Annotated in this window: 2 protein-coding genes; both read left to right on the forward strand. The window is 72.2% G+C overall.

Annotated elements, in window-relative coordinates; translation table 11 throughout:
• The first annotated feature begins 27 nt into the window (after positions 1-27).
• Positions 28-21,249: a non-ribosomal peptide synthase/polyketide synthase gene (locus AB0I94_RS08115; RefSeq protein WP_363308600.1), complete on the forward strand. Its 21,222-nt coding sequence runs from the start codon at positions 28-30 to the stop codon at positions 21,247-21,249.
• Positions 21,246-25,793 (forward strand): amino acid adenylation domain-containing protein, encoded by a 4,548-nt coding sequence (locus tag AB0I94_RS08120; protein ID WP_363308601.1) that lies wholly within the window; start codon positions 21,246-21,248, stop codon positions 25,791-25,793. The genes AB0I94_RS08115 and AB0I94_RS08120 overlap by 4 nt, the downstream gene beginning before the upstream one ends.
• Positions 25,794-25,808 lie beyond the last annotated feature (15 nt).

Below are 25,808 nucleotides of genomic sequence, written 5' to 3' on the forward strand. Positions count from 1 at the left end.
ACCGACGACCCAGTGGAGACCTCTGGCATGTCTGACTCTCGCCGCTCGAATGTCACCAACCCCGTCCCGGAGCTGATCCGGGCCCAGGCGCTTCGGTCGCCGGAGGCACGCGCGGTGTGGTGCGGCTCCGAGACCCTCTCGTACGGGGAGTTGGACGCCCGGTCGAGTCGGCTGGCGCGCTATCTGCTGCGACTCGGCGTGGTTCGGGAGTCGAGGGTCGGACTGCGGTTGCCGCGCGGCGTCGACATGGTGGTGTCGATGCTGGCGGTGTGGAAGGCCGGGGGCGCGTATGTGCCGCTGGACCCGGAGTACCCCGCCGACCGGCTGGAGTTCATGGCGGCGGACTGCGAGTCGTCGCTGGTGATCGACGCAGAGTGGCTGGCCGGCGCGCGGGCGGTGATTGCCGCGGAACCCGCGCAATCGCTCCAGGCAGTGCTCGCCCCGGATCAGTTGGCGTACGTGATCTACACCTCCGGCTCCACCGGTCGCCCGAAAGGGGTGGCCGTCCATCACCGGGGCGTGGCCAATCTGGTCGAGGCGATGGGTCCGGTGCTGGGCGCGGGTCCTGGTGAGGTGACGTTGCAGTTCGCGTCGTTCAGCTTCGACGCTTCGGTGCTGGATGTGGCCGTCACCTTGGCGTCGGGTGGCACGCTGGCGATCGCCACCGGCGAGGAGCGCACGGATCCGCGGGCGCTGGCGGAGATGATCGATACGGCCGGGGTGACGGTGGCCAGCGTGGTGCCGTCACTGCTGTCCGTACTCGACCCGCAAACCGTGCCCGGCGTACGCAACTGGGTGCTGGGCGCCGAGCGGCTGACCGCGGGCCTGGCCGCCAAGTGGCGTGCCCAGGCGGGGCTGTGGAACACCTATGGACCCACCGAATCCACGGTCATCGCCACCGCCGTGGAGCTGCCCGCGGGCATCACCCCCGACGATCAGCCCCCGTCCATGGGCCGTGCCCTGCCCAACACCCAGGTCCTCGTGCTGGACGACCTGCTGCGCCCGGTGCTGCCGGGTGTGGTGGGTGAGGTCTATCTGGCCGGTCCGGGCCTGGCCCGCGGCTACCTGGGCCGCCGGGAGCTGACCGCGGAGCGCTTCGTCGCCAGCCCCTTCTTCGGTGGCGGGCGGATGTACCGCACCGGCGACCTCGCGCAGTGGACCGGCGACGGGTTGCTCCACTTCCAGGGCCGTGCCGACGAGCAGGTCAAGATCCGCGGCTTCCGTATCGAACTGGGCGAGATCGAATCCGCCCTCACCGCGCATCCGGCTGTCGCGCAGGCGGTGGTGACCGTACGGGACGACCGTCTCGCCGCGTACGTGGTCGCCGACGGCGAACTCACCTCCGCCGCCGCGCGCGAGTTCGCCGCCGCGCGTCTCCCGGAGCACATGGTCCCGGCCACGGTGACCGTGCTGGACGCGCTGCCGCTCACCCCCAACGGCAAGGTCGACAAGGCGGCGCTGCCGGCCCCGGCCGCACGCGAGCGGGGCAGGGCCCCCGCAACGCCCGCGGAACTGCTGCTCTGCGATCTCTTCGCCGAGGTCCTTGGCGTGGGGGAGGCCGGTGCCGACGATGACTTCTTCGCGTTGGGCGGGGATTCGATCCTGTCGATGATGGTCGTATCCGGCGCTCGCCGGGCGGGTCTCGCGGTCACGACCCGGCAGGTCTTCGAGGAGCGGACCGCCGCCCGGATCGCCGCGGTCTCGGTGCCCCTCGGCGACGCCGCCGCATCCGTCGACACGGCTGCCGGTACGGGCGATGTGCCGCTCACTCCCGTCATGCTCGAACTGCTGGAGCGGGTGCGGCCGGCAGATCTGCCGGAGATCTTCCAGTCGGCCCTGGTCGCGACCCCGCCGGGAGTGGACACAGCGACTCTGACAGCGGCGCTGCAGTCGCTCGTGGGTCACCACGACCTGCTGCGCGCACGGTTGGTGCCGGGTGCGCAGGCGCGGCTTGTGGTGCCGGAGGCGGCTTCGGGGCGGGTGTGGGTGCGCCGGGTCGATGCCGCTGTGGCGGATGCGGAGGCGGAGGCGCGGGCAGCGGTGGGTCGGCTGGATCCGCTGTCCGGCGTGATGGTGCAGGCGGTGTGGTTCGACGCCGGGGTGGAGGCGCCGGGGCGGCTGTTGCTGGTGGTTCATCACCTGGTGGTCGATGGGGTGTCGTGGCGGGTGCTGCTGCCGGATGTGGCGGAGGCGTGTGCGGCGCTGGGCGCGGGTCGGGAGCCGGTACTCGCACCGGTGGCGACGTCCTTTCGGCACTGGGCGCGGGAGTTGGTGGCGCAGGCCGGGAGTGCGGAGCGGCTGGCGGAGCTGGAGGCGTGGGCCGCGATGCACGCGGGTTCCGACCCGCTGCTGACGACGCTGCCCCTGGACCCGGCCGTGGACTTGGGCGCCACCGTGCGGCGGGTGTCTGTGCGGGTGCCGGTGCCAGTGACGTCGGCGCTGCTGACCGGGGTGCCGGGGGCCTTCGGAGCCGGGGTCGATGAGGTGCTGCTCGCGGGGCTGGCGGCGGCGACAGGGGCGTGGGCCGACTGGGGACGGATTTCGTTCCTGGTGGACGTGGAGAGCCACGGCCGGGAGCCGTTCGGCGACGATGGAATGGACTTGTCGCGGACGGTGGGCTGGTTCACCGGCATCCATCCCGTCCGGCTGGATACCGGTGGGGCGGTGGGGGTCGGGGAGGTCGTCAAGCGGGTCAAGGAGCAGGTGCGGGGTGTGCCCGGGGACGGGCTGGGTTACGGAATGCTGCGGTATTTGAATGCGGATACGGCGGCGAGGCTGGCGGAGCTGCCGGCCGCGCAGGTCGGCTTCAACTACCTGGGCCGCTTCAGCAGCCGCTCGGGCGACTGGCAGCTGCTCGACGACGGCCTGGGAGAGGGCATCGCGAGCCGGGCGCCGGCCATGCACGCCCTTGAGGCCGAAGGCATCGTCCATGATCTCGCCGAAGGGCCGGAGCTCACGCTGACGTTGGCGTGGCCGGAGCGGCTGTTGGGCGCGGAGTCGGCGCAGTCTCTCGTTGATGCCTGGGCGGCGGCCTTGGCGGATCTGGCCGCATACGTGGCCTCGGGTGGTGGCGGTCATACGCCGTCGGACTTCCCGTTGGTGGTGTTGGGGCAGTCGCAGATCGAGGAGTTGGAGGCGGCGGTTCCCGGGCTGGTGGAGGTGTTGCCCGTATCGCCGTTGCAGGAGGGTCTGCTGTTTCACGCGCTGTTCGACGAGGGTTCGGCGGATGTGTACGTGGAGCAGTTGGTCCTGGACCTGGCGGGGCGGCTGGACGCGGGCGTGTTGCGGGCGTCGTGGCAGGCGGTGCTCGATCGGCACGGGAGTCTGCGGGCGGGGTTCCGGCAGGTGGCGGGGGTCGAGGAGCCGCTGCAGGTGGTCGTTGAGGGTGTGGAGCTGCCCTGGCGTGAGGAGGATCTGACCGAAGAGCCGGAGTCGGCTGAGGCGTTGGTTCGTGCCGAGCGGGTGCGGGGCTTTGATGTGGCTCGGCCGCCGTTGATCCGTGTACTGCTGATCCGGCTGGGCGCGGACCGCTGTCGCATGGTGATCACGCTGCACCACATTCTGCTGGACGGCTGGTCGCTGCCGATCCTGCTGCGGGAGGTGTGGGCCGCCTACGCGGCCGGCGGCCACGGCGCGGGACTGCCCGCCGTCACCCCGCACCGCGAACACCTCGCCTGGCTGGCGCGCCAGGACAAGGACGCCGCACGGGCCGCCTGGGCGCAGGCCCTGGCCGGGCTCGACGAGCCGACTCTCGTGGCCGCTGCCGCCGCGGACGGCACGCCGAGCCCAACCGGCCGCCTGGCCTTCGCGCCGGACGCCGAACTGACCGCGGCACTGCGCGACCTGGCCCGCCGGCACGGCGTCACGCTGAACACCGTCGTGCAGGCTGCCTGGGCACTGGTGGCCGGTGCCCTGACGGGACGTCGGGACGTGGTGTTCGGGGCGACGGTCGCGGGCCGGCCGGCTGAGCTGTCCGGCATGGCGGACATGATGGGGCTGTTCATCAACACTGTTCCGGTGCGGGTGCGGTTCGATCCGGCGCGGACGGGCGCCGAACTTCTCGCAGGCCTGCAGGCAGAGCAGTCCGCGCTGCTGGACCACCAGCATCTCGGCCTTACGGAGATCCAGCGCCTTGCGGGCCCGGGCGCGGCCTTCGACACACTGCTGGCGTTTGAGAACTACCGGGCCGGCGAGAGCGGCCCACCGCAGCCGCTGCGGCTCACCGGCTCCGGGGTCCGCGAGTCGACGCACTTCGCGCTGACGCTGGGCGTCGATCCGGTCAACGGGCTGCGGCTGCGGCTTGACCACCGCCTTGACAGCTTCGACGCGGCGGCGGCCGTGGCGATATCGGAGCGGCTGATCCGGGTGCTGACCCGGATGGCCGCCGCGCCGGAGGCACGGATCGGCACGCTGGACAGCCTTGACGAGGCGGAGCGGTCCCTGGTCGTCGAGGAGTGGAACGACACGGCGCGGCCGCTACCGGCGGACACTTGGCTGGAGCTCTTCGGGGACTGGGCGATCCTGACGCCCAATGCAGCGGCGGTGCGCTGCGGCGCGGAGACCCTCTCGTACGCGGAGCTGGAGGACCGGTCGAACCGGCTGGCGCGCCATCTGCTGACGCTTGGTGTGGTTCGGGAGTCCCGGGTGGGGCTGCGGTTGCCGCGGGGTGTCGACATGGTGGTGTCGATGCTGGCGGTGTGGAAGGCCGGGGGCGCGTATGTGCCGCTGGACCCGGAGTATCCCGCCGACCGCCTGGAGTTCATGACCGCGGACAGCGGCGCGTCCGTGGTGATCGACGCGGACTGGCTGGCAGCCGCCGGGCCGATGATCGACACCCGGCCGGACGCTCCCCTCGATGTCGTGGTGGATCCGGATCAGCTCGCGTACGTGATCTACACCTCCGGTTCGACCGGCCGCCCGAAGGGCGTGGCGGTGGAACACCGGGCTGTGGCGAACCTGGCCGAGGCGATGCGTCCGGTGCTTGAAGTCTCGGAGGGGACGACGGCGTTGCAGTTCGCGTCGTTCAGCTTCGACGCCGCGGTACTGGACGTGGCCGTGACGCTGACAGCGGGCGGGACGCTGGCGATCGCGACGAGTGCGGAGCGGACCGATCCGCAGGCGCTGGCGGAGATGATCCGTACAGCTGGGGTGACGGTGGCCAGCGTGGTGCCGTCGCTGCTGTCCGTGCTCGACCCGCTGGCCGTTCCGGGCGTACGAAATTGGGTGCTGGGCGCCGAGCGGCTGACCGCGGGCCTGGCCGCCAAGTGGCGGGCTCGGGCAGGGTTGTGGAACACGTACGGCCCCACCGAATCCACGGTCATAACCACCGCCGTGGAGCTGCCCGCGGGTATCACCCCCGACGACCGGCCGCCGGCCATCGGCAGCCCGCTGCCCAACACACGCGTCTTCGTGCTGGACGACTTCCTGCGCCCGGTGCTGCCGGGTGTGGTGGGTGAGGTCTATCTGGCCGGTCCGGGCCTGGCCCGCGGCTACCTGGGCCGCCGGGAGCTGACCGCGGAACGCTTCGTCGCCTGCCCGTACGTGGCGGGCGGGCGCATGTATCGCAGCGGCGACCTGGCGAGGTGGAGCGACGGCGGGCTGCTGCACTTCGAGGGCCGGGCGGATACGCAGGTGAAGATCCGCGGCTTTCGCGTGGAGCCGGGCGAGATCGAGTCGGTCATCGCGGCGCATCCGGCCGTCGCGCAGGCGGCGGTCGTGGTGCGTGCGGACCGTATCGCCGCCTATGTGTCGCCCGGTGCGCAGGGCGCGGCCGACGCGACCGCGATACGGGACTTCACCGCCCGCCGGCTGCCCGCGTACATGGTCCCGGCCGCGGTGACCGTCCTTGACGCGCTGCCGCTCACCCCGAACGGCAAGGTGGACAAGGCCGCTCTGCCGGCCGTTGACGCGGCGACCGGACCGGGCCGGGCGCCGGCGACACCCGGCGAGGCGCTGCTGTGCGGGCTCTTCGCCGAGGTCCTTGGCGTGCGGGAGGCCGGTGCCGACGACGACTTCTTCGCGCTGGGCGGAGACTCGATTCTGTCGATGCTGCTGGTCTCGGCCGCTCGGCGGGCAGGCCTTGCGATCTCCTCCCGGCGAGTGTTCGAGCTGCGGACTCCGGCTGGGCTGGCGCGGGTCGCGGAGGCCGTGGACAGCGGTGGTGTGGTGTCGGTCGGGGAGTCCGGCGTGGGTGCGGTACCGCTGACGCCGGTGATGCATGAGCTGATCGAACGAGTCGGACTCGACCGGCTCCATGAGGTCGTGCAGTCCAGCTGGGTACGGACGCCGACCGGTCTGGACTTCGAGGTGCTCGCGCGGGCGGTGCAGGCGCTGGTCGCACGGCACGACGTGCTGCGGGCGCGGTTGGTGCCGGGCGCGGAGGCGCGGCTTGTGGTGCCGGAGGCGGTGCCGGGGTGGTCGTGGGTGCGTCGGGTGAACGCGGATGTCGCGGATGCGGAAGTGGAGGCGCGGGCGGCGGTGGGCCGGCTGGATCCGCTGTCCGGTGTGATGGTGCAGGCAGTGTGGTTCGACGCCGGTCCGGCGACCGAGGGGCGACTGCTGCTTGTCCTCAACCACCTGGTGGTGGACACGGTGTCGTGGCGGGTGCTGCTGTCGGATCTGGTGGCGGCGTATGCGGCGTCGGCAGCCGGTGAAGAGCCGGGTCTCGATCCGGTGGAGACGTCGTTCCGGCACTGGGCGCGGGAGTTGGAGGCGCAGGCCGGGAGTGCGGAGCGGCTGGCGGAGCTGGAGGCGTGGGCCGCGATGCACGCGGGTTCCGACCCGCTGCTGACGACGCTGCCGCTGGTTCCGGTGCGGGATGTCGAGTCGTCGGTGCGGCGGGTGTCGGTGCGGGTGCCGGTGCCGGTGACGTCGGCGCTGTTGACCGGGGTGCCGGCGGCGTTCGGTGCCAAGGTCGATGAGGTGCTGCTGGCAGGGCTGACAGCGGCGCTGGAGGAGTGGCGGCCCGAGGGTGACTCCGGGGTGCTGGTCGAGGTTGAGCGGCATGGGCGGGAGCCGTTCGGCGACGATGGAATGGACTTGTCGCGGACGGTGGGCTGGTTCACGGGTGTGCATCCGGTCCGGGTGAATGCCGGTGGGGCGGTGGGGGTCGGGGAGGTCGTCAAGCGGGTCAAGGAGCAGGTGCGGGGTGTGCCCGGGGACGGGCTGGGTTACGGATTGCTCCGGTATTTGAATGCGGATACGGCGGCGAGGCTGGCGGAGCTGCCGGCCGCGCAGGTCGGCTTCAACTACCTGGGCCGCTTCAGCAGTCCCGCGGGAGACGGCTGGCAGCTGCTCAGTGACGATGTCGGGGGTGGCCTCGGCGGCGACTTCCCGGTGCGGCATGCGCTGGAGTTCTTGGGTGCGGTCCGTGATCTGGCGGATGGGCCGGAGCTGACCTTGACGTTGGCGTGGCCGGAGCGGTTGCTGGATGCGGAGGCGGCGCGGGCGCTGGTTGACGGCTGGGCGGAGATGCTGGCCGGGCTTGAGGCTCATGTGGCCTCGGGTGGTGGCGGTCGTACGCCGTCGGACTTCCCGTTGGTGGTTTTGGGGCAGTCGCAGGTGGAGGGGTTGGAGGCGGCGGTTCCCGGGCTGGTGGAGGTGTTGCCTGTATCGCCGTTGCAGGAAGGCCTGCTGTTTCACGCTCTGTTCGATCAGCAGGGCCCGGATGTGTATGTGGAGCAGTTGGTTCTGGAGTTGGCGGGCCGGCTGGACTCGGATGTGTTGCGGGCGTCGTGGCAGGCGGTGCTTGACCGGCACGGGAGTCTGCGGGCGGGTTTCCGGCAGGTGGTGGGGGTCGAGGAGCCGCTGCAGGTGATCGTGGAGGGTGTGGAGCTGCCCTGGTGCGAGGAGGATCTGACCGAACAGCCGGATTCGGCGGAGGCGTTGGTTCTTGCCGAGCGGGTGCGGGGCTTTGATGTGGCGCGGCCGCCGTTGATCCGTGTACTGCTGATCCGGCTGGGCGCGGACCGCTGTCGCATGGTGATCACGCTGCACCACATTCTGCTGGACGGCTGGTCGCTGCCGATCCTGCTGCGAGAGGTGTGGGCCGCCTACGCGGCCGGCGGCAGCAGCGTCGGACTGCCCGCGGTCACGCCGTACCGGGAGTATCTGGGCTGGCTGGCGCGCCAGGACAAGGACGCCGCACGGGCCGCCTGGGCGCAGGCCCTGTCCGAGGCCGAGGAACCCACCCTGGTCGCCCCCACCGCCGTGGACGCCGGGGCGGCGTTGCCGCAGTCGGTGTCATGCGCGCCGGGTGCGGAGCTGAGCGAAGCGGTGCGCGGCCTGGCCCGGGAGCTCGGCGTGACGGTGAACATCGTCCTGCAAGCGGCATGGGCCATCGTGGTGGGTCAGCTGACCCGTCGACGCGACGTGGTCTTTGGGACGACGGTCGCAGGGCGGCCGGCGGAGCTGCCGGGCATGGAGACCATGCTGGGCCTCTTCATCAACACCGTGCCCGTGCGGGTGCGGATCGAAGCGATGCAGTCGGTGGCCCAGTTGCTGACCGAACTGCAGGCGGAACAGTCGGGGTTGCTCGACCACCAGTATCTCGGTCTGACGGAGATCCAGCGGCTGGCGGGGACCGGCGCGAGCTTCGACACGCTGCTGGCCTTCGAGAACTTTCCGGGTGATCCGGATGTGCCGTCATCGCTGGAGTCCGTGGTCGTCACGGGCACCGGGATGCGGGAGTCGACGAACTTCGCGCTGGCGCTGGGCGTGGACCCGTCCGATCTGAATCTGCGGCTCGACTACCGCCCGGACCTGTTCGGCGAGGACACCGCTCAGGCGTTGACCCGTCGGCTGGTGCGAGTCCTTGAGCAGGTGGCGGCGGATCCGCAGATGCGGCTGAGTGAGATTGACGTACTCGATGCCGATGAGCGGGCGCGGGTGGTGGAGCAGTGGAATGCCACGGCGCGGCCGGTCGGGTCACTGACCGTGCCGCAGCGCTTTCAAGAGTGGGCGGTTCGGTCGCCGGAGACGGTCGCGGTGCGCTGCGGGGCGGAGACCGTCTCGTACGGGGAGCTGGAGGTCCGGTCGAATCGGCTGGCCCGGTATCTGCGGGGGCTTGGTGTCCGGTCCGAGTCGCGGGTGGGTCTGCGGCTGTCGCGTGGTGTCGAGATGGTGGTGTCGATGCTGGCGGTGTGGAAGGCCGGGGGTGCGTATGTGCCGCTGGACCCGGAGTATCCCGCCGACCGGCTGGAGTTCATGGCCGTTGACAGTGGCGCGTCGGTGGTGATCGATGCCGGCTGGCTGGCTGAGGCAGAGAGCGCGATTGCCGTCGAGCCGGACGCGTCGCTTGAGATCCCGGTGCATCTGGATCAGTTGGCGTATGTGATCTATACGTCGGGCTCGACGGGTCGCCCGAAGGGTGTGGCGGTGGCGCATCGGGGTGTGGCCAATCTGGTCGAGGCGATGAGTCCGGTGCTGGGTGCGGGTCCTGGTGTGGTGACGTTGCAGTTCGCGTCGTTCAGCTTCGATGCTTCGGTGCTGGACGTGGCCGCCACGCTGTCGGCGGGTGGCACGTTGGCGGTCGCCACCGGCGAGGAGCGCATGGATCCGCGGGCGCTGGCGGAGATGGTCGATACGGCCGGGGTGACGGTGGCGAGTGTGGTGCCGTCGCTGCTGTCGGTGCTCGACCCGCAAGCTGTGCCCGGCGTACGCAACTGGGTGCTGGGTGCGGAACGGCTGACCGCTGATCTTGCCGTCAAGTGGCGTGCTCGGGCCGGGTTGTGGAACACCTACGGGCCGACCGAGGCCACCGTCATGACCACGGCCGTGGCCGTCGACGAGAGGATCAGCCCGGACGATCAGCCGCCGGCGATCGGCGGTCCACTGCCCAACACCCAGGTCTACGTCTTGGACGATTTCCTGCGCCCAGTGCCGGTCGGTGTCACGGGTGAGGTGTATCTGGCCGGTGCGGGTCTGGCCCGCGGTTATCTCGGCCGCCGGGAGCTGACCGCGGAGCGGTTTGTGGCCTGCCCGTACGCCGAAGGCGGGCGCATGTATCGCACCGGAGACCTGGCGAAGTGGAGCGATGACGGGTTGCTGCATTTCCAGGGCCGTGCCGACGAACAGGTCAAGATCCGCGGCTTCCGTATCGAACTGGGCGAGATCGAAACCGTCCTCACCGCCCACCCGGATATCACCCAGGCCACCGTCATCGCCCGCGAAGACCGGCTCGCCGCCTACATCGTTCCCGCCACCGGCAGCCGCCTCGACACCGTCGCCCTGTTGGACGCTGCCGCCGCCCGGCTGCCGGAGCACATGGTTCCGTCCGCCGTCGTCGTCCTGGACGAGCTGCCGCTGACCCCCAACGGCAAGGTGGATCGCGCAGCCCTGCCCGCGCCCGTGAGCGCGGCCAGGGGCGGCCGGGCACCGGCGACGCCGGTCGAGGTGCTGCTGTGCGAGCTCTTCGCCGAAGTGCTCGCGCTGGAACAGGTGGGTGCCGACGACTCGTTCTTCGAGCTGGGCGGCGACTCGATCATGTCGATGCTGCTGGTGTCGCGTGCTCGGCGGGCAGGGCTGGCAATCTCGTCTCGGCAGGTGTTCGAGCGGCGGAACCCGGCAGGTCTGGCGCGGGTCGCGGAGGCCGTGGACAGCGGTGGTGTGGTGCCGGTCGGGGAGTCCGGCGTGGGTGCGGTACCGCTGACGCCGGTGATGCATGAGCTGATCGAACGGGTTGGCCTCGACGCGGTGGGCGAAGCCGTGCAGTCGGCAGTGGTGAGCACCCCGGTCGGACTCGACTTTGAGGTCCTCGCGCGGGCGGTGCAGGTGCTGGTGGGTCACCACGACGTACTGCGGGCGCGGTTGGTGCCGGGTTCGGGGCCGCGGCTCGAGGTGCCGGAGGAGGCGCCGGAGCGGACGTGGGTACGCCGCGTCGACGCGACCGGCCTGCCGGCCGACGCTCTGCGGGAATTGACCGGCGCACAGGCTCGTGCGGCCGCTGGGCGGCTGGACCCGGCCGCCGGCGTGATGCTCGAAGCGGTGTGGTTCGACGGTGGTCCTGAGGCCGGGGGGCGACTGCTGCTTGTCGTCAACCACCTGGTGATGGACACCGTGTCGTGGCGAGTGCTGCTGCCGGATCTGGCGGAGACGTGTGCGGCGTTGGAAGCCGGTAGGGATCCGGACCTCGAGACGACGATGACGTCATTCCGGCATTGGGCAGGGGAGTTGACGGCGCAGGCCGGGAGCGTCGAGCGGCTGGCGGAGCTCGAGGCATGGACCGCGATGACCGCGGGCCCCGACCTGGAGCTGACGGCCGGGCCGCTGGATCCGGTACGGGATGTCGAGTCCTCGGTGCGGCGGGTGTCGGTACGGGTGCCGGTGCCGGTGACGTCGGCGCTGTTGACCGGGGTGCCGGCGGCGTTCGGTGCCAAGGTCGATGAGGTGCTGCTGGCCGGGTTGGCGGCCGCGATAGGGGAATGGGCCGCTCATGGACGGGCGTCGTTCCTGGTCGACATCGAGCGGCATGGGCGTGAGCCGTTGTCCGACGGCATGGACTTGTCGCGGACGGTCGGCTGGTTCACCGGAGTGCACCCGGTCCGGCTGGATCCGGGCGAGGCCGACAGCGGCGCGATACGGGCCGGCCAGGCGGCCGCCGGAGCGGTCGTCAAGCGGATCAAGGAGCAGGTGCGCGCCGTGCCCGGGGACGGGCTGGGCTACGCCATGCTCCGGTACCTCAACTCAGCTACGGAGCTGCCGACTGCGCAGGTCGGCTTCAACTACCTGGGCCGCTTCAGCAGTCCCGCGGGCGACGACTGGCAGCTGCTCGACGACGATCTCGGCGGTGGCGTCGGCGGCGACTTCCCCGTGCTGCACGCGCTGGAGTTCATGGGAGCGGTTCACGACCCGGCCGAGGGCGGTCCGGAACTCACCCTGAGCCTCTCCTGGCCGGAGCGGTTGCTGGATGCGGAGGCGGCGCGGGCACTGGTTGACGGCTGGGCGGAGATGCTGGCCGGGCTTGAGGCTCATGTGGCCTCGGGTGGTGGCGGTCGTACGCCGTCGGACTTCCCGTTGGTGGCGTTGGGGCAGTCGCAGGTGGAGGAGTTGGAGGCGGCGGTTCCTGGACTGGTGGAGGTGTTGCCTGTATCGCCGTTGCAGGAAGGCCTGCTGTTTCACGCTCTGTTCGATCAGCAGGGCCCGGATGTGTATGTGGAGCAGCTGGTCCTTGACCTGGAGGGACGGCTGGACGCAAGCGTGTTGCGGGCGTCGTGGCAGGCGGTGCTCGACCGGCACGGGAGTCTGCGGGCGGGTTTCCGGCAGGTGGTGGGGGTCGAGGAGCCGCTGCAGGTGATTGTGGAGGGTGTGCAGCTGCCCTGGCGCGAGGAAGACCTCACGGACGAGCCGGTGCAGGCCGCCTGGGCGCGGTCGGAGCGGATCGCGGTCGCCGAGCGCGCGCAGCGATTCGAGCTGGTGACGCCGCCCTTGTTGAAGGTGCTGCTGATCCGGCTGGGCCAGGATCGCTACCGGTTGGTGATCACCATGCATCACCTGGTGCTGGACGGCTGGTCGCTGCCGATCCTGCTGCGGGAGGTGTGGGTCGCCTACGCGGCCGGCGGCAGTAGCGCCGGACTGCCCGCGGTCACGCCGTACCGGGACTACCTCGCCTGGCTGCAGCGCCAGGACAAGGACGCCGCACGGGCCGCCTGGGCGCAGGCCCTGTCCGGGCTCGACGAGCCGACTCTCGTGGCCGCTGCCGACCCGGCCCGGTCGCCCGGCGAGACCGCGTACATCAGTGCCGAGCTGGCCCCGCCGCTCGCGCAGGAGCTGACGCGGCTGGCCCGCGAGGCGGACGTGACCCTGAACACCGTTCTGCAGGCCGCCTGGGCGCTGCTGGTCGGCGGCCTCACGGGCCGCCGGGACGTGGTCTTCGGAGCCACAGTGGCGGGGCGCCCGGCGGAGCTGGCGGGTATGGAGGACATGCTGGGGCTGTTCATCAACACGGTCCCGGTGCGGGTGCGTTACGAGGCCACGCGGTCAGTCGCGGAGCTGCTCGCCGACCTGCAGGCGGAGCAGTCCGCGCTGCTGGACCACCAGCATCTCGGCCTGACGGAGATCCAGCGGCTGGCAGGGGCGGGCGCGAGCTTCGACACGCTGCTGGCCTTCGAGAACTTCCCCGGCGACCCGGAGGTGCCGGCCGCCCTCGACTCCGTCCGGCTGACGGGTGCGGGGATGCGGGAGTCGACGAACTTCGCGCTGGCACTCGGGGTGGACGCGTCCGAACTGAAGCTTCGGCTCGACTACCGCCACGACCTGTTCGATCAGCGGGAGGCCGAGCGAATCGTACGCCGGTTGGTGCGGGTGCTGGACCAGGTGGCGGCGGATCCGCGGGTAAGGGTGGGCGAGCTGGACCTGCTGGACGCGGGTGAGCGGGAGCTGGTGGTGGAGGGCTGGAACGCCACGGCGCGCCCGGTCCGGCCGCTGACCGTGCCGGAGCGGTTCCGGGAGTGGGCGGTCCGGGCTCCGCAGGCGGTCGCGGTGCGGTGCGGTGCGGAGGCCGTCTCGTACGGGGAGCTGGAGGTCCGGTCGAATCGGCTGGCCCGGTATCTGCGTCGGCAGGGTGTCCGGTCCGAGTCGCGGGTGGGTCTGCGGCTGTCGCGTGGCGTCGACATGGTGGTGTCGACGCTGGCGGTGTGGAAAGCCGGGGGCGCGTATGTGCCGCTGGACCCGGAGTACCCCGCCGACCGGCTGGAGTTCATGACGGTCGACAGCGGCGCGTCCGTGGTGATCGACGCGGAGTGGCTGGCGGATGCCGATGGGGCGGTGGCTGCCGGGTCGGGCGCACCGCTCGAAGCAGAGCTTGATCTCGATCAGTTGGCGTATGTGATCTACACGTCGGGTTCGGCAGGGCGCCCGAAAGGTGTGGCGGTCGTGCATCGGGGCGTGGCCAATCTCGTCGAGGCGATGGGACCGGTGCTCGGTGCCGGTCCCGGCGAGGTGACGCTCCAGTTCGCGTCGTTCAGCTTCGACGCCTCGGTGCTCGACGTAGCCGCCACCCTGGCGTCGGGCGGCACGCTGGCGATCGCCGCGAGCGAGGAGCGCACCGACCCGCAGCTGCTCGCGGAGATGATCGATACGGCCGGGGTGACGGTGGCCAGCGTGGTGCCGTCGCTGCTGTCCGTGCTCGACCCGCAGACCGTTCCCGGCGTACGCAACTGGGTGCTTGGCGCCGAGCGGCTGACCGCCGACCTCGCTGCCAAGTGGCGCGCGCAGGCAGGGCTGTGGAACACCTATGGGCCGACCGAGGCCACTGTCATGACCACCGCCGTAGGTCTCGATGAGGGCATCAGCCCGGACGACCCGCCGCCGGCGATCGGCGGCCCGCTGTCCAACACCCGGATCTACGTCCTCGACGAGTTCCTGCGTCCGGTGCCGATCGGTGCCACCGGGGAGGTGTATCTGGCCGGTCCAGGTCTGGCCCGCGGCTACCTGGGCCGCCGGGAGCTGACCGCGGAGCGGTTTGTGGCCAGCCCGTACGCCGGAGGCGGGCGCATGTACCGCACCGGCGACCTCGCGAAGTGGAGCGATGACGGGTTGCTGCATTTCCAGGGCCGCGCCGACGAGCAGGTCAAGATCCGCGGCTTCCGCATCGAACTGGGCGAGATCGAGTCCGTACTCGCCGCCCACCCGGACATCTCCCAGGCCACAGTGATCGTCCACGACGACCGGACAGCCGCGTACACCGTGTCCGACGCCGAGCTGGATCCAGCCGCCATCCGGGAGTTCGCCGCCGCCCGCCTCCCCGACCACATGGTCCCGGCCACCGTGACGGTCCTGGACCAGCTGCCCCTCACCCCCAACGGGAAGATCGACAAAGCAGCCCTCCCGACCCCCGAAGCCGCCACCGGCCACGGCCGAGCACCCGCCACTCCCCTCGAGGAAACCCTCTGCGCCCTCTTCGCCGACGTCCTCGGCATCGACCACGTCGGCGCGGACGACTCGTTCTTCGAGCTCGGCGGCGACTCGATCATGTCGATGCAACTGGCGTCGCAAGCCCGCCGAGCCGGCTGGGTGGTGTCGCCGCGGCAGGTCTTCGAGGAGCGCACGCCCGCCGGTCTGGCGCGCGTCGTGGAGCCGGACCGTGCTGCGGAGTCGACAGCCGGCCCCGACCTGGAGGCAACCGGTGTGGGGGAGATCGCCTTCACTCCGGTGATGTGGTCGCTCGGTGAGTCCGTGGCCGGCGCCGCGCAGTGGATGGCCGTGGGCGCGCCCCCGAAGCTGGGTCTGGAGACGCTGACCGCCGGTGTGGCCGCGCTGCTGGACACGCACGACATCCTGCGCGCCCGGCTGGTGGCCGCCGAGTCGAAGCTGGTGGTGCCGCGGCCGGGCTCGATCGACGTACTGACGCTCGTGTCCCGCGTCGATGCCGCCGGTGTCGAGCACCCCGAGCTGAGCGAGCTGGTCCGGACCGAGGCGCGGTCGGCAGTCCGCCGACTGGATCCGGACGCAGGGGTGATGGCGCAGGTGGTGTGGCTGGACGCCGGTCCTGACCGGGTGGGCCGCCTGCTGATCGTCGTCCACCACCTCGCGGTGGACGGGGTGTCCTGGCGGATCCTGCTGCCGGACCTGCGGGCCGCCTGCGAGTCGGCGGCGGCCGGCCGGGAGCCGCGACTCCAAGCCGTGGGTACGTCCTTCCGCCGCTGGTCCCAGCTGCTGGCCGCCGAGGCGGTCAGCGAGCACCGGACAGCGGAACTCCCGGTCTGGCAGGAGCTGCTGTCCGCCGACGAGCCGCTGCTCGGACAGCGACCACTGGATCCCGTACGGGACACAGTCGCGGACCTGCACCGCACCGAGTGGGTCGTGCCCGCCGCCGTCGCCGACACGCTTGTCTCCCGCACCGCCGCCGCCTTCCACTGCGGCGTCCACGAGGTACTCCTCGCGACGCTGGCCGGCGCGGTGGCGCAGTGGCGGCCCGAATACGCCGCCGGTGTGCTCGTCGACATCGAGGGCCACGGCCGGGAGGCACTGGCTGACGGGGCGGATCTCTCACGCACGGTCGGCTGGTTCACCAGCGTGCACCCGGTCCGGGTGGCGTCCCGAGGTGTGGACCTTGCCGACGCGCGGTCCGGTGGCCCGGCCGCCGGCGCCCTGCTGAAGGCCGTGAAGGGGCAGGCTCGGGCCAAGCCCGGCGACGGCCTCGGCTACCAGCTCCTGCGCCACCTCAACCCCGAGACCGCACCCGTACTCGCCGCGCTGCCCGTACCGCAGATCGGCTTCAACTACCTCGGCCGCTTCGCCGCCGGGCCCGACTCCGGAGAGCCGGCAGTCTGGGAGCCCGCCGGTGAGACGGGCCCGGGCGGCGCCGCCGACCCGCAGGCTCCGGCCGCCCACGCACTGGACGCGGGCGCGGTCGTCCGGGACTCCGCACACGGACCCGAGCTGACGCTGTCACTGGCCTGGGCAGCCGGCCTGCTCGATGACGCTGACGGCGCCGAGCTCGGCCGCCAGTGGCTGGCGATGCTCACCGGCCTCGCCGAACACACCACCACCGACCCCGCCGCCGGCGGCCACACCCCCGACGACTTCCCCCTCCTCCAACTCCCCCTGCCCCAGCGCGGCGTCCAGGAGCTGGAGCGGGCGGTCCCGGACCTGGCCGACGTGTGGCCGCTGTCCCCGCTGCAGGAAGGGCTGCTCTTCCACGCCGCCTTTGCCGACCAGGAGCCCGACGTCTACGCGGGACAGCGCGCCTTGCTGCTCGACGGCCCGCTGGACGCGGCCCGGCTGCGCGGAGCCTGGCAGGCGGTGCTTGACCGGCATCCCATCCTGCGGGCGAGTTTCCACCAGGGCGTATCCGACGAGGCAGCGGTGCAGGTCATCGCCGACGACGTCGCACTGCCGTGGCGCGAGGCCGATGTGTCCGGCATGCCGGAGGCGCAGGCGGGCGTGGAGACGGGCCGGCTGTGCGCGGCGGAGATGGCGGAGCGGTTCGACCTGACCAGGGCGCCGCTGCTGCGGGTGCTGCTGATCCGGCTCGGCGAGCGGCGGCACCGCATGGTGGTGACCACCCATCACGTCGTGGTCGACGGCTGGTCGCTGCCGGTCCTCTTCGACGAGTTGTCCGCGCTGTACGAGGCTGCGGGCGGCGGGCGGCGGGCGGCGCTGCCGCCGGCGACGTCCTACCGGGAGTACCTGGCCTGGCTCGGCCGGCAGGACCGGCCGGCCGCGCGGGCCGCCTGGCGGGCGGAGCTGGCCGGCGTCGACGAGCCCTCGCGCGTCGCGCCCGAGCGGTCGGCAGCGGCGGCGGCCCGTCCGGTTCCGCTGGAGTTCGAGTGCTCCGCCGAACTGACCCGTGACCTCACTCGACTCGCCCGCACCCACGGCCTGACGATGAACTCGATCGTGCAGGGCGCCTGGGCGCTGCTGCTGGCCCGGCTCATCGGGCGCGACGACGTGGTGTTCGGCAGCACGGTGGCCGGCCGGCCCGCCGAGGTGCCGGGCGCGGACGCCTCGGTCGGGCTGTTCATCAACACCCTCCCGGTACGGGCCCGGCTTGACCCCGGGCAGTCGGCCGTGGACCTGCTCGCGGACCTGCAGCGGCGCCAGGTCGCCCTGATGGGGCACCAGCACCTGGGCCTGGCGGAGATCCAGAAACTCGCCGGTTCCGGGGCCGGGTTCGACACGCTGGTGGTCTACGAGAACTACCCGCGCTCCGCCGCCGACGAGGGCCCCGCAGGCGGCCTTTCGCTGCGGCCGGACGGCAAGTCGCAGGACGCGAGTCACTACACCCTCGCCCTCATCATGGCGCCCGGCGACCGGCTGGCAGGAGAGGTGGTCTACCGGCCGGACCTCTGCACTCGCACCTGGGCGGCGGAGAACCTGGCCTGCCTGTTGCGGGTGCTGGAGCAGCTGGCGGCCGACGCCACCGTGCCGGTGGGCCGGATCGGCGTCCTCGGCGCGGCCGGGCAGGAGCGGGTGCTGCGGGAGTGGAACGACACCGACACCGCCGCGCCGGTGACCGCCGCCCCGCTGCCCGAGCTGTTCGCCCGCCAGGTGCGGCGGACCCCGGACGCGGCGGCGCTGAGCTCCGTATCGGACGAGCCGGCCCGGTCGCACGGGCACGAGCTGTCGCACGTGCATGAGCGGACCATGACCTATCGCGAGCTGCAGGACGAGGCCGGCCGACTGGCCCGGCGGCTGATCGCCGCCGGCGTCGGGCCGGAGGTCCGGGTGGCACTCCTTGCGGAGCGCACGGTGCCCGCGGTGGTGGCGCTGCTTGCGGTGTCGATGGCGGGCGGCGTCTTCGTACCGGTGGACCCGGCCTATCCGCGGCAACGGCTGGAGTTCATGCTGCGGGACGCCGATCCGGCGCTGGTGCTCTGCTCCACCGCGGTGCGCGGCGTGCTGCCAAACGAGTTCGCGGCGCGGGCTCTGGTCCTAGACGAGCCGGCCGTGGCCGCGGCGGTGGCGAACCAGGCACCCGGGTCGATCGCGGACGCGGAGCGGCGCGCACCGCTGCGGCCGGAGCATGCGGCCTACGTCATCTACACCTCGGGCTCCACCGGCCGCCCCAAGGGCGTGGTGGTCTCGCACGCCGGCCTTGCGAACCTGGCGCAGGCGCAGATCGAGCGGTTCGCCGTGCACCCGGACGCCCGGGTGCTGCAGTTCGCCTCGCTGAGCTTCGACGCGGCCGTGTCCGAGCTGTGCATGGCGCTGCTGTCCGGCGCCACGCTGGTGGTGGCCGGCGCCGAACACCTGCCGCCGCGGCTGCCGGTGGCCGAGACGCTGGCACGGACCCGGACCACGCACGTAACCCTGCCGCCCAGCCTGCTGGCGGTGGCGGAGACCCTGCCGGACACGGTGCAGACCGTGACGGTGGCCGGTGAGGCTTGCCCGGCGGCGGTCGCGGACCGCTGGTCCGCCGGGCGGCGCCTGGTGAACGCCTACGGGCCGACGGAGGCGACGGTGTGCGCGGCCATGAGCCCGCCACTGACGCCGGGCGCCGACGGCACCGTGCCGATCGGGCGGCCGATGGCGAACACCCGGGCCTTTGTACTCGACGGCTTCCTGCAGCCGGTGCCCGCCGGGATAACGGGCGAGCTGTACTTGGCCGGCCCGGGCCTGGCCCGCGGCTACGCCGGGCGGCCGGGGCTGACGGCGGAGCGGTTTGTGGCCTGCCCGTACGTCGAGAGCGGACGGATGTACCGGTCGGGCGACCGGGCGCAGTGGACCGCCGACGGCCAACTGCTCTTCCAGGGCCGTGCGGACGAGCAGCTGAAGATCCGCGGCTTCCGCGTCGAACCGGGCGAGGTGGAGTCGGCCCTCGCCGCGCGTCCGGGGGTCGCCCAGGCGCTGGTGGCGGCGGACGGGGAGCGGCTGGTCGGGTACGTCGTCCGTATCGCGGGTGCGGAGGTGGACGGCGCTGCCGTCAGGGAGGCCGTTGCCGCACGGCTGCCCGAGTACATGGTCCCGGCAGCGGTGGTGGTGCTGGACGAGCTGCCGCGCACGCCCAACGGCAAGGTCGACAAGGCGGCGCTGCCCGCGCCCGATGTCGTACGTGAGGCGAGCCGCGCGCCGTCGTCGCCGGTGGAGGAGGCGCTGTGCGGCCTGTTCGCCGAGGTGCTGGGCGTGGACGAGGTCGGGGTGGATGACGACTTCTTCCAGCTCGGCGGCGATTCGATCATGTCGATGCAGCTGGCGTCGCGGGTGCGGCGGGCGGGCTGGGTGGTATCACCGCGGCAGGTCTTCGAGGAGCGGACTCCGGCCGGTCTTGCGCGAGTTGTCGCCGCGGCGGATGCCGGGATGTCGGCGGTGGACGTGTCCGGGGTGGGGGAGATCGCCTTCACCTCGGTGATGCGGTCGCTCGGGGAGTCCGTCAGGCGGCCGGGCTTCGCGCAGTGGATGGTCGTAGGTGCGCCCCCGACGCTGACTCTGGAGACGCTGACCCCCGCCGTGGCCGCCGTGCTGGACGCGCACGACATGCTCCGGGCGCGGCTGGTGACCGGCGAGTCCCGCCTGGTGGTGCCGGAGCCGGGCTCGACCGACGCCGCTGGGCTCGTATCGCGGGTGGCCGCGGTCGGCGCGACGGATGCCGATCTGGGAGAGCTGGCAGGGGCGCAGGCGCGGGCGGCCGTCGAACGGCTGGATCCGGGCGCAGGGGTGATGGTGCAGGTGGTGTGGCTGGACGCCGGTCCTGAGCGGGTGGGCCGGCTGGTGATCGTCGCGCATCACCTCGCGGTGGACGGTGTGTCGTGGCGGATCCTGCTGCCGGATCTGCGGGCCGCGTGGGAAGCGGCCGCGGCCGGCCGGGAGCCTGCGGTGGACGCGAGTGGCACGTCGTTCCGCCGCTGGTCGCAGCTGCTGGCCGCCGAGGCCGTCAGCGAGGAGCGGACGGCGGAGCTGCCGGCGTGGCAGCAGCTGCTGACCGCCGACGAGCCGCTCATGGGGCGGCGGCCGCTGGACCCGGTACGGGACACGGTGGCGAGCCTGCGCCGCGAGGAGTGGGTCGTGCCCGCTGCCGTGGCCGAGACGCTCGTCTCCCGCACCTCGGCCGTCTTCCACTGCGGTGTACACGAGGTGCTGCTCGCGACGCTGGCCGGCGCGGTGGCGCGGTGGCGGCCGGAGTACGCCCCCGGCGTGCTGGCCGATATCGAGGGCCACGGCCGCGAGGCAAGCGGCGACGGGGTGGATCTCTCGCGCACGGTCGGCTGGTTCACCGGCGTACATCCGGTACGGGTCGCCGCCGGTGACGCGGATCTCGGCGAGGCGCAGGCGGGCGGTCCGGCGGCGGGCGCCCTGCTGAAGGCGGTCAAGGAACAGCTCCAGCGGGTTCCGGGCGACGGCCTCGGCTACGGGCTGCTCCGCCATCTGAACGCGCGCACCGCACCGGAGCTGGCCGCGTTGCCCGCACCGCAGATCGGCTTCAACTACCTGGGCAGGTTCCCCGTCGGGTCCAGCACCGGCGAACCGGCCGCCTGGGAGCCGGCCGGCGAAACGGGCCCGGTCGGCGCCGCCGACCCGCAGGCCCCGGCCACCCATGCGCTGGCAGCCGGCGCGATCATCCAGGACACCCCGCACGGACCCGAACTGACCGTGTCGCTGGCGTGGCCGGGCGCCCTGCTGGACCACACGCAGGGTGCGGAACTCGGCCGCCACTGGCTGGCGTTCCTCGCCGGACTCGCCACCCACACGGACGGCGACCCCGCCGCCGGCGGCCACACCCCCTCCGACTTCCCCCTGCTCGAACTCGCCCAGGACGAGGTCGAGGAGTTCGAAGCACTGGCGGCAGAACGCGAAGGAGAAAACCCGCTGTGACGACGCCCAAGGCAAACGCCCTCGCCGAGGTCTGGCCGCTCTCGCCGCTGCAGGAAGGCCTGCTCTTCCACACCTCCTTCGACGGCGAAGGCCCGGACGTCTACGCCCTGCAGACGGTGATCTCGATAGCCGGACCACTCGACCCGGAGTGCTTCCGGGCCTCCTGGCAGGCGCTCCTTGACCGGCACGCGGCACTGCGGGCGAGCTTCCACGAGCGGAAGTCGGGCGCGCCCGTCCAGCTTATCGCCCGTACGGTGCAGCTCCCCTGGCAGGAGACCGACCTGTCCGGCCTGGCGGAGCCCGAGAGGACGGCCAGAGCCGCGGAACTCGCCGCACAGGAGCACGCGAAGCGGCTGGACCTGGCGGCCGCGCCGCTGCTCCGGCTGCTGCTGATACGGCTCGCCGACCAGCGGCACCAGCTGGTGCTGACGACCCACCACATCCTGATGGACGGCTGGTCGATGCCGGTGCTGCTCAACGAGCTGGCCACGGTGTACGCGGCCGGCGGTGACACCCGGACACTGCCCCCGGTGGCCGGTTACCGGGGCTACCTGGCCTGGCTGAACCGCCAGGACAAGGCGGCGGCACGAGCCGCCTGGCAGGCCGAGCTGACCGGCGTGGAGGAACCGACGCTGGTGACGACCGCCGACCGGAAGCGGACCGCGGTACTGCCGCGGGAGTGCCGCCTCGACCTCTCCGGTCCTGCCACTCGCGCCCTCACCGAGCTGGCCCGAACCCAGGGTCTGACCGTCAACACGGTGGTGCAGGGCGCCTGGGCACTGGTGCTCGCGCGGCTGGCCCGCCGCACCGACGTCGTCTTCGGCGCCACCGTGGCGGGCCGGCCGGCGGAGCTGCCCGGGGCGGAGTCCATGGTCGGGCTGCTTATCAACACCCTTCCGGTACGGGTCCGGCTGCGGCCCGAACTGCCGGTGCTTGAACTGCTCACCGGGCTGCAGCAGCGTCAGTCGGAGCTGATGGCACACCAGCACCTCGGCCTGGCGGAGATCCAGCGCGCGGCCGGACCGGGCGCGGGCTTCGACACGCTGGTCGTGTACGAGAGCTTCCCCAGGGCCCCGGAACCGCGGGGAGACCGCACCGAGACCTACACCATCTCCGGCGGCGAGACCCGCCAGGCAACGAACTATCCCCTCACCGTAGGGGTGACCCCGCACGACCGGCTGCGGATCGAGCTGGCTTACCGGCCTGATCTGTGCGAGGCGATGGAGGCCGAGCGGATCGCCGCCCGGTTGGTGCGGGTGCTGGAGCAGGTGGCGGCGGATCCGCTGGTGCGGGTGGGCGAGATCGAACTGCTGGCTGCGGGTGAGCGGGCGCGGGTGGTGGGGGAGTGGAACGCCACCGCGCGGCCGGTGGGGTCGGAGACGTTGGTGGAGCGCATTCGGGCGTGGGCGGTTCGGGCTCCGGATGCGGTCGCGGTGCGGTGCGGTTCCGAGGCGGTGTCGTACGGGGAGCTGGAGGCGCGGTCGAATCGGCTGGCCCGGTATCTGCGTCGGCAGGGTGTCCGGTCCGAGTCGCGGGTGGGTCTGCGGCTGTCGCGTGGTGTCGAGATGGTGGTGTCGATGCTGGCGGTGTGGAAGGCCGGGGGTGCGTATGTGCCGCTGGATCCGGAGTATCCCGCCGACCGGCTGGAGTTCATGACGGTCGACAGTGGCGCGTCGGTGGTGATCGATGCGGAGTGGCTGGACGAGGCGCGGGCGGAGATCGCTTGGGAGGCCGATGGGCCACTCGAAGCGAGCGCCGATCTGGATCAGTTGGCGTATGTGATCTATACCTCCGGTTCTACGGGTCGCCCGAAGGGTGTGGCGGTGGCGCATCGGGGTGTGGCGAATCTGGTCGAGGCGATGGGTCCGGTGCTGGGTGCGGGTCCTGGTGAGGTGACGTTGCAGTTCGCGTCGTTCAGCTTCGACGCGTCGGTACTGGACGTCGCCGCCACGCTGGCGTCGGGTGGCACCCTGGCCATCGCGACCGGCGAAGAGCGCACCGACCCGCAGGCGCTGGCCGCAATGATCCGGAACAGCGGCGTGACAGTCGCGAGCGTGGTGCCGTCCCTGCTCGGTGTCCTGGACCCCCAGGCTGTGCCCGGCGTACGCAACTGGGTGCTGGGTGCGGAACGGCTGACCGCCGGCCTGGCTGCCAAGTGGCGTGCTCGGGCCGGGTTGTGGAACACCTACGGGCCGACCGAGGCCACCGTCATGACCACGGCCGTGGCACTGCCCGCAGGCCTCACGTCCGACGACGAAGCGCCGGCGATCGGCAGTCCGCTGCCCAACACCCAGGCGTACGTCCTGGACGAATTCCTGCGGCCGGTGCCGGTCGGCGCCACGGGTGAGGTGTATCTGGCCGGTGCGGGTCTGGCCCGCGGTTATCTCGGCCGCCGGGAGCTGACCGCGGAGCGGTTTGTGGCCTGCCCGTACGCCGGAGGCGGGCGCATGTATCGCACCGGAGACCTGGCGAAGTGGAGCGATGACGGGCTGCTGCATTTCCAGGGCCGTGCCGACGAACAGGTCAAGATCCGCGGCTTCCGTATCGAACTCGACGAGATCGAAACCGTCCTCACCACCCACCCCGACATCACCCAGGCCACGGTCATCGTCCGCGACGACCGCATAGCCGCCTACACCGTGTCCGAGGCGGAGCTGGACCCCGCCGCCATCCGGGAGTTCGCCACCACCCGCCTCCCTGACCACATGGTCCCGGCCACCATCACCGCCCTGGAGACCCTCCCACTCACTCCCAACGGCAAGATCGACAAGGCGTCGCTGCCCGCTCCCGACATCGCGCACGCGCCGAGTCGCGCGCCGTCAACGCCTGTGGAGGAACTCCTGTGCACCTTGTTCGCCGAGGTGCTGGGCGCGGGTGAGGTCGGGGCCGACGACGACTTCTTCCAACTCGGCGGCGATTCGATCATGTCGATGCAGTTGGCGTCGCGGGTCCGCCGCGCCGGCTGGGTGATATCGCCGCGGCAGGTCTTCGAGGAGCGAACCCCGGCCGGCCTGGCGGGAGTCGTCGCCGCGACGGGCAGTACGGCATCCGCAGCGGACGCGTCCGGCGTGGGTGAGATCGCCTTCACTCCGGTGATGCGGTCGCTCGGCAATGCCGTCACAACGGCCGGCTTCGCGCAGTGGATGGTCGTCGGCGCGCCTCCGAGGCTGGGTCTGGAGACGCTGACCACCGGGTTCGCCGCCGTGCTGGCCGCCCACGACATCCTCCGCGCCCGGCTGGTGGCCGCCGAGTCGAAGCTCGTGGTGCCGCCGCCGGGCCCGATCGCCGCACCGGCGCTCGTATCCCGCGTGGACGCCGCAACCGTGCCGGTGGGGACGCTGGATGCGCTCGTGGCCGCCCAGGCCGAGGCGGCCGTCGAACGGCTGGATCCTGCCGCCGGTGTGATGGCGCAGGTGGTGTGGCTCGACGCCGGGCCGGAGCGCGTGGGCCGCCTGCTGGTCGTCGTCCATCACCTCGCGGTGGACGGGGTGTCGTGGCGCATCCTGCTGCCGGATCTACGGGCCGCCTGCGAGGCGGCGGCCGCCGGCCAAAAGCCGTCTCTGGAGCCGGTGGGTACGTCCTTCCGCCGCTGGTCGCAGCTGCTGGCCGCCGAGGCCGTCAGCGAGCACCGGACGGCGGAACTCCCCGCCTGGAAACAACTCCTCGCCGACAAAGAGCCGCTCCTTGGACGGCGCCCCCTGGACCCCGCGCAGGACACCGAGCGGACCACGTTCCGGCGGCGCTGGCTGGTACCCGCCGCCACGGCCGAGACGCTCGTCTCACGCACCCCGGCCGTCTTCCACTGCGGAGTGCACGAGGTGCTGCTCGCGGCGCTGGCCGGGGCAGTGGCGCAGTGGCGGCCGGAGTACGGCGCCGGGGTGCTCGTCGACGTCGAGGGGCACGGCCGAGAGCAGTTGCACGACGGCGTCGATCTGTCGCGGACCGTGGGCTGGTTCGCCAGTACGCGCCCCGTACGGCTGCGCGTCGGCGCCACCGGCGCGGACCGTGCACGGACGGGCGGGCCGGCTGCGGGCACGTTGCTCAAGGCGGTGAAGGAGCAGGCCAAGGCCGCGGCCGGGGATGGGCTCGGCTTTGAGCTGCTGCGCCACCTGAACCCCGCGACCGCACCCGTACTCGCCGAACTGCCCGCCCCGCAGATCGGCTTCAACTACCTCGGCCGCTTCCCCGCCGGCGACTCCGGCGGACCACCCGCCGCCTGGGAGCCCGCCGGCGAGTCGGCGCTCGGCGGCGCGGCCACCCCGGACATGCCGGCGCGGCACGCACTGGAGGCCGGGGCCCTGGTCCAGGACACCCCGGGCGGACCGGAGCTGTCGCTGACGCTGGCCTGGCCCAGCGGACTGCTGCCTGCGGCCGACGCCGACCGGCTGGGGCTCGGCTGGCTGGACCTGCTGGCGGGACTGGCCGCACACACCATGGCCGACCCGGCAGCCGGCGGCCACACCCCCTCCGACTTTCCCCTGCTCGACCTCGCTCAGGACGAGGTCGACGATCTCGAGTCCGAATTCGCCGACGACCGCGCGTAAGTCACTCGACCCTGG

Origin of the sequence: Streptomyces sp. NPDC050147 (assembly GCF_040660195.1) — a bacterium.
Lineage (GTDB): Bacteria > Actinomycetota > Actinomycetes > Streptomycetales > Streptomycetaceae > Streptomyces.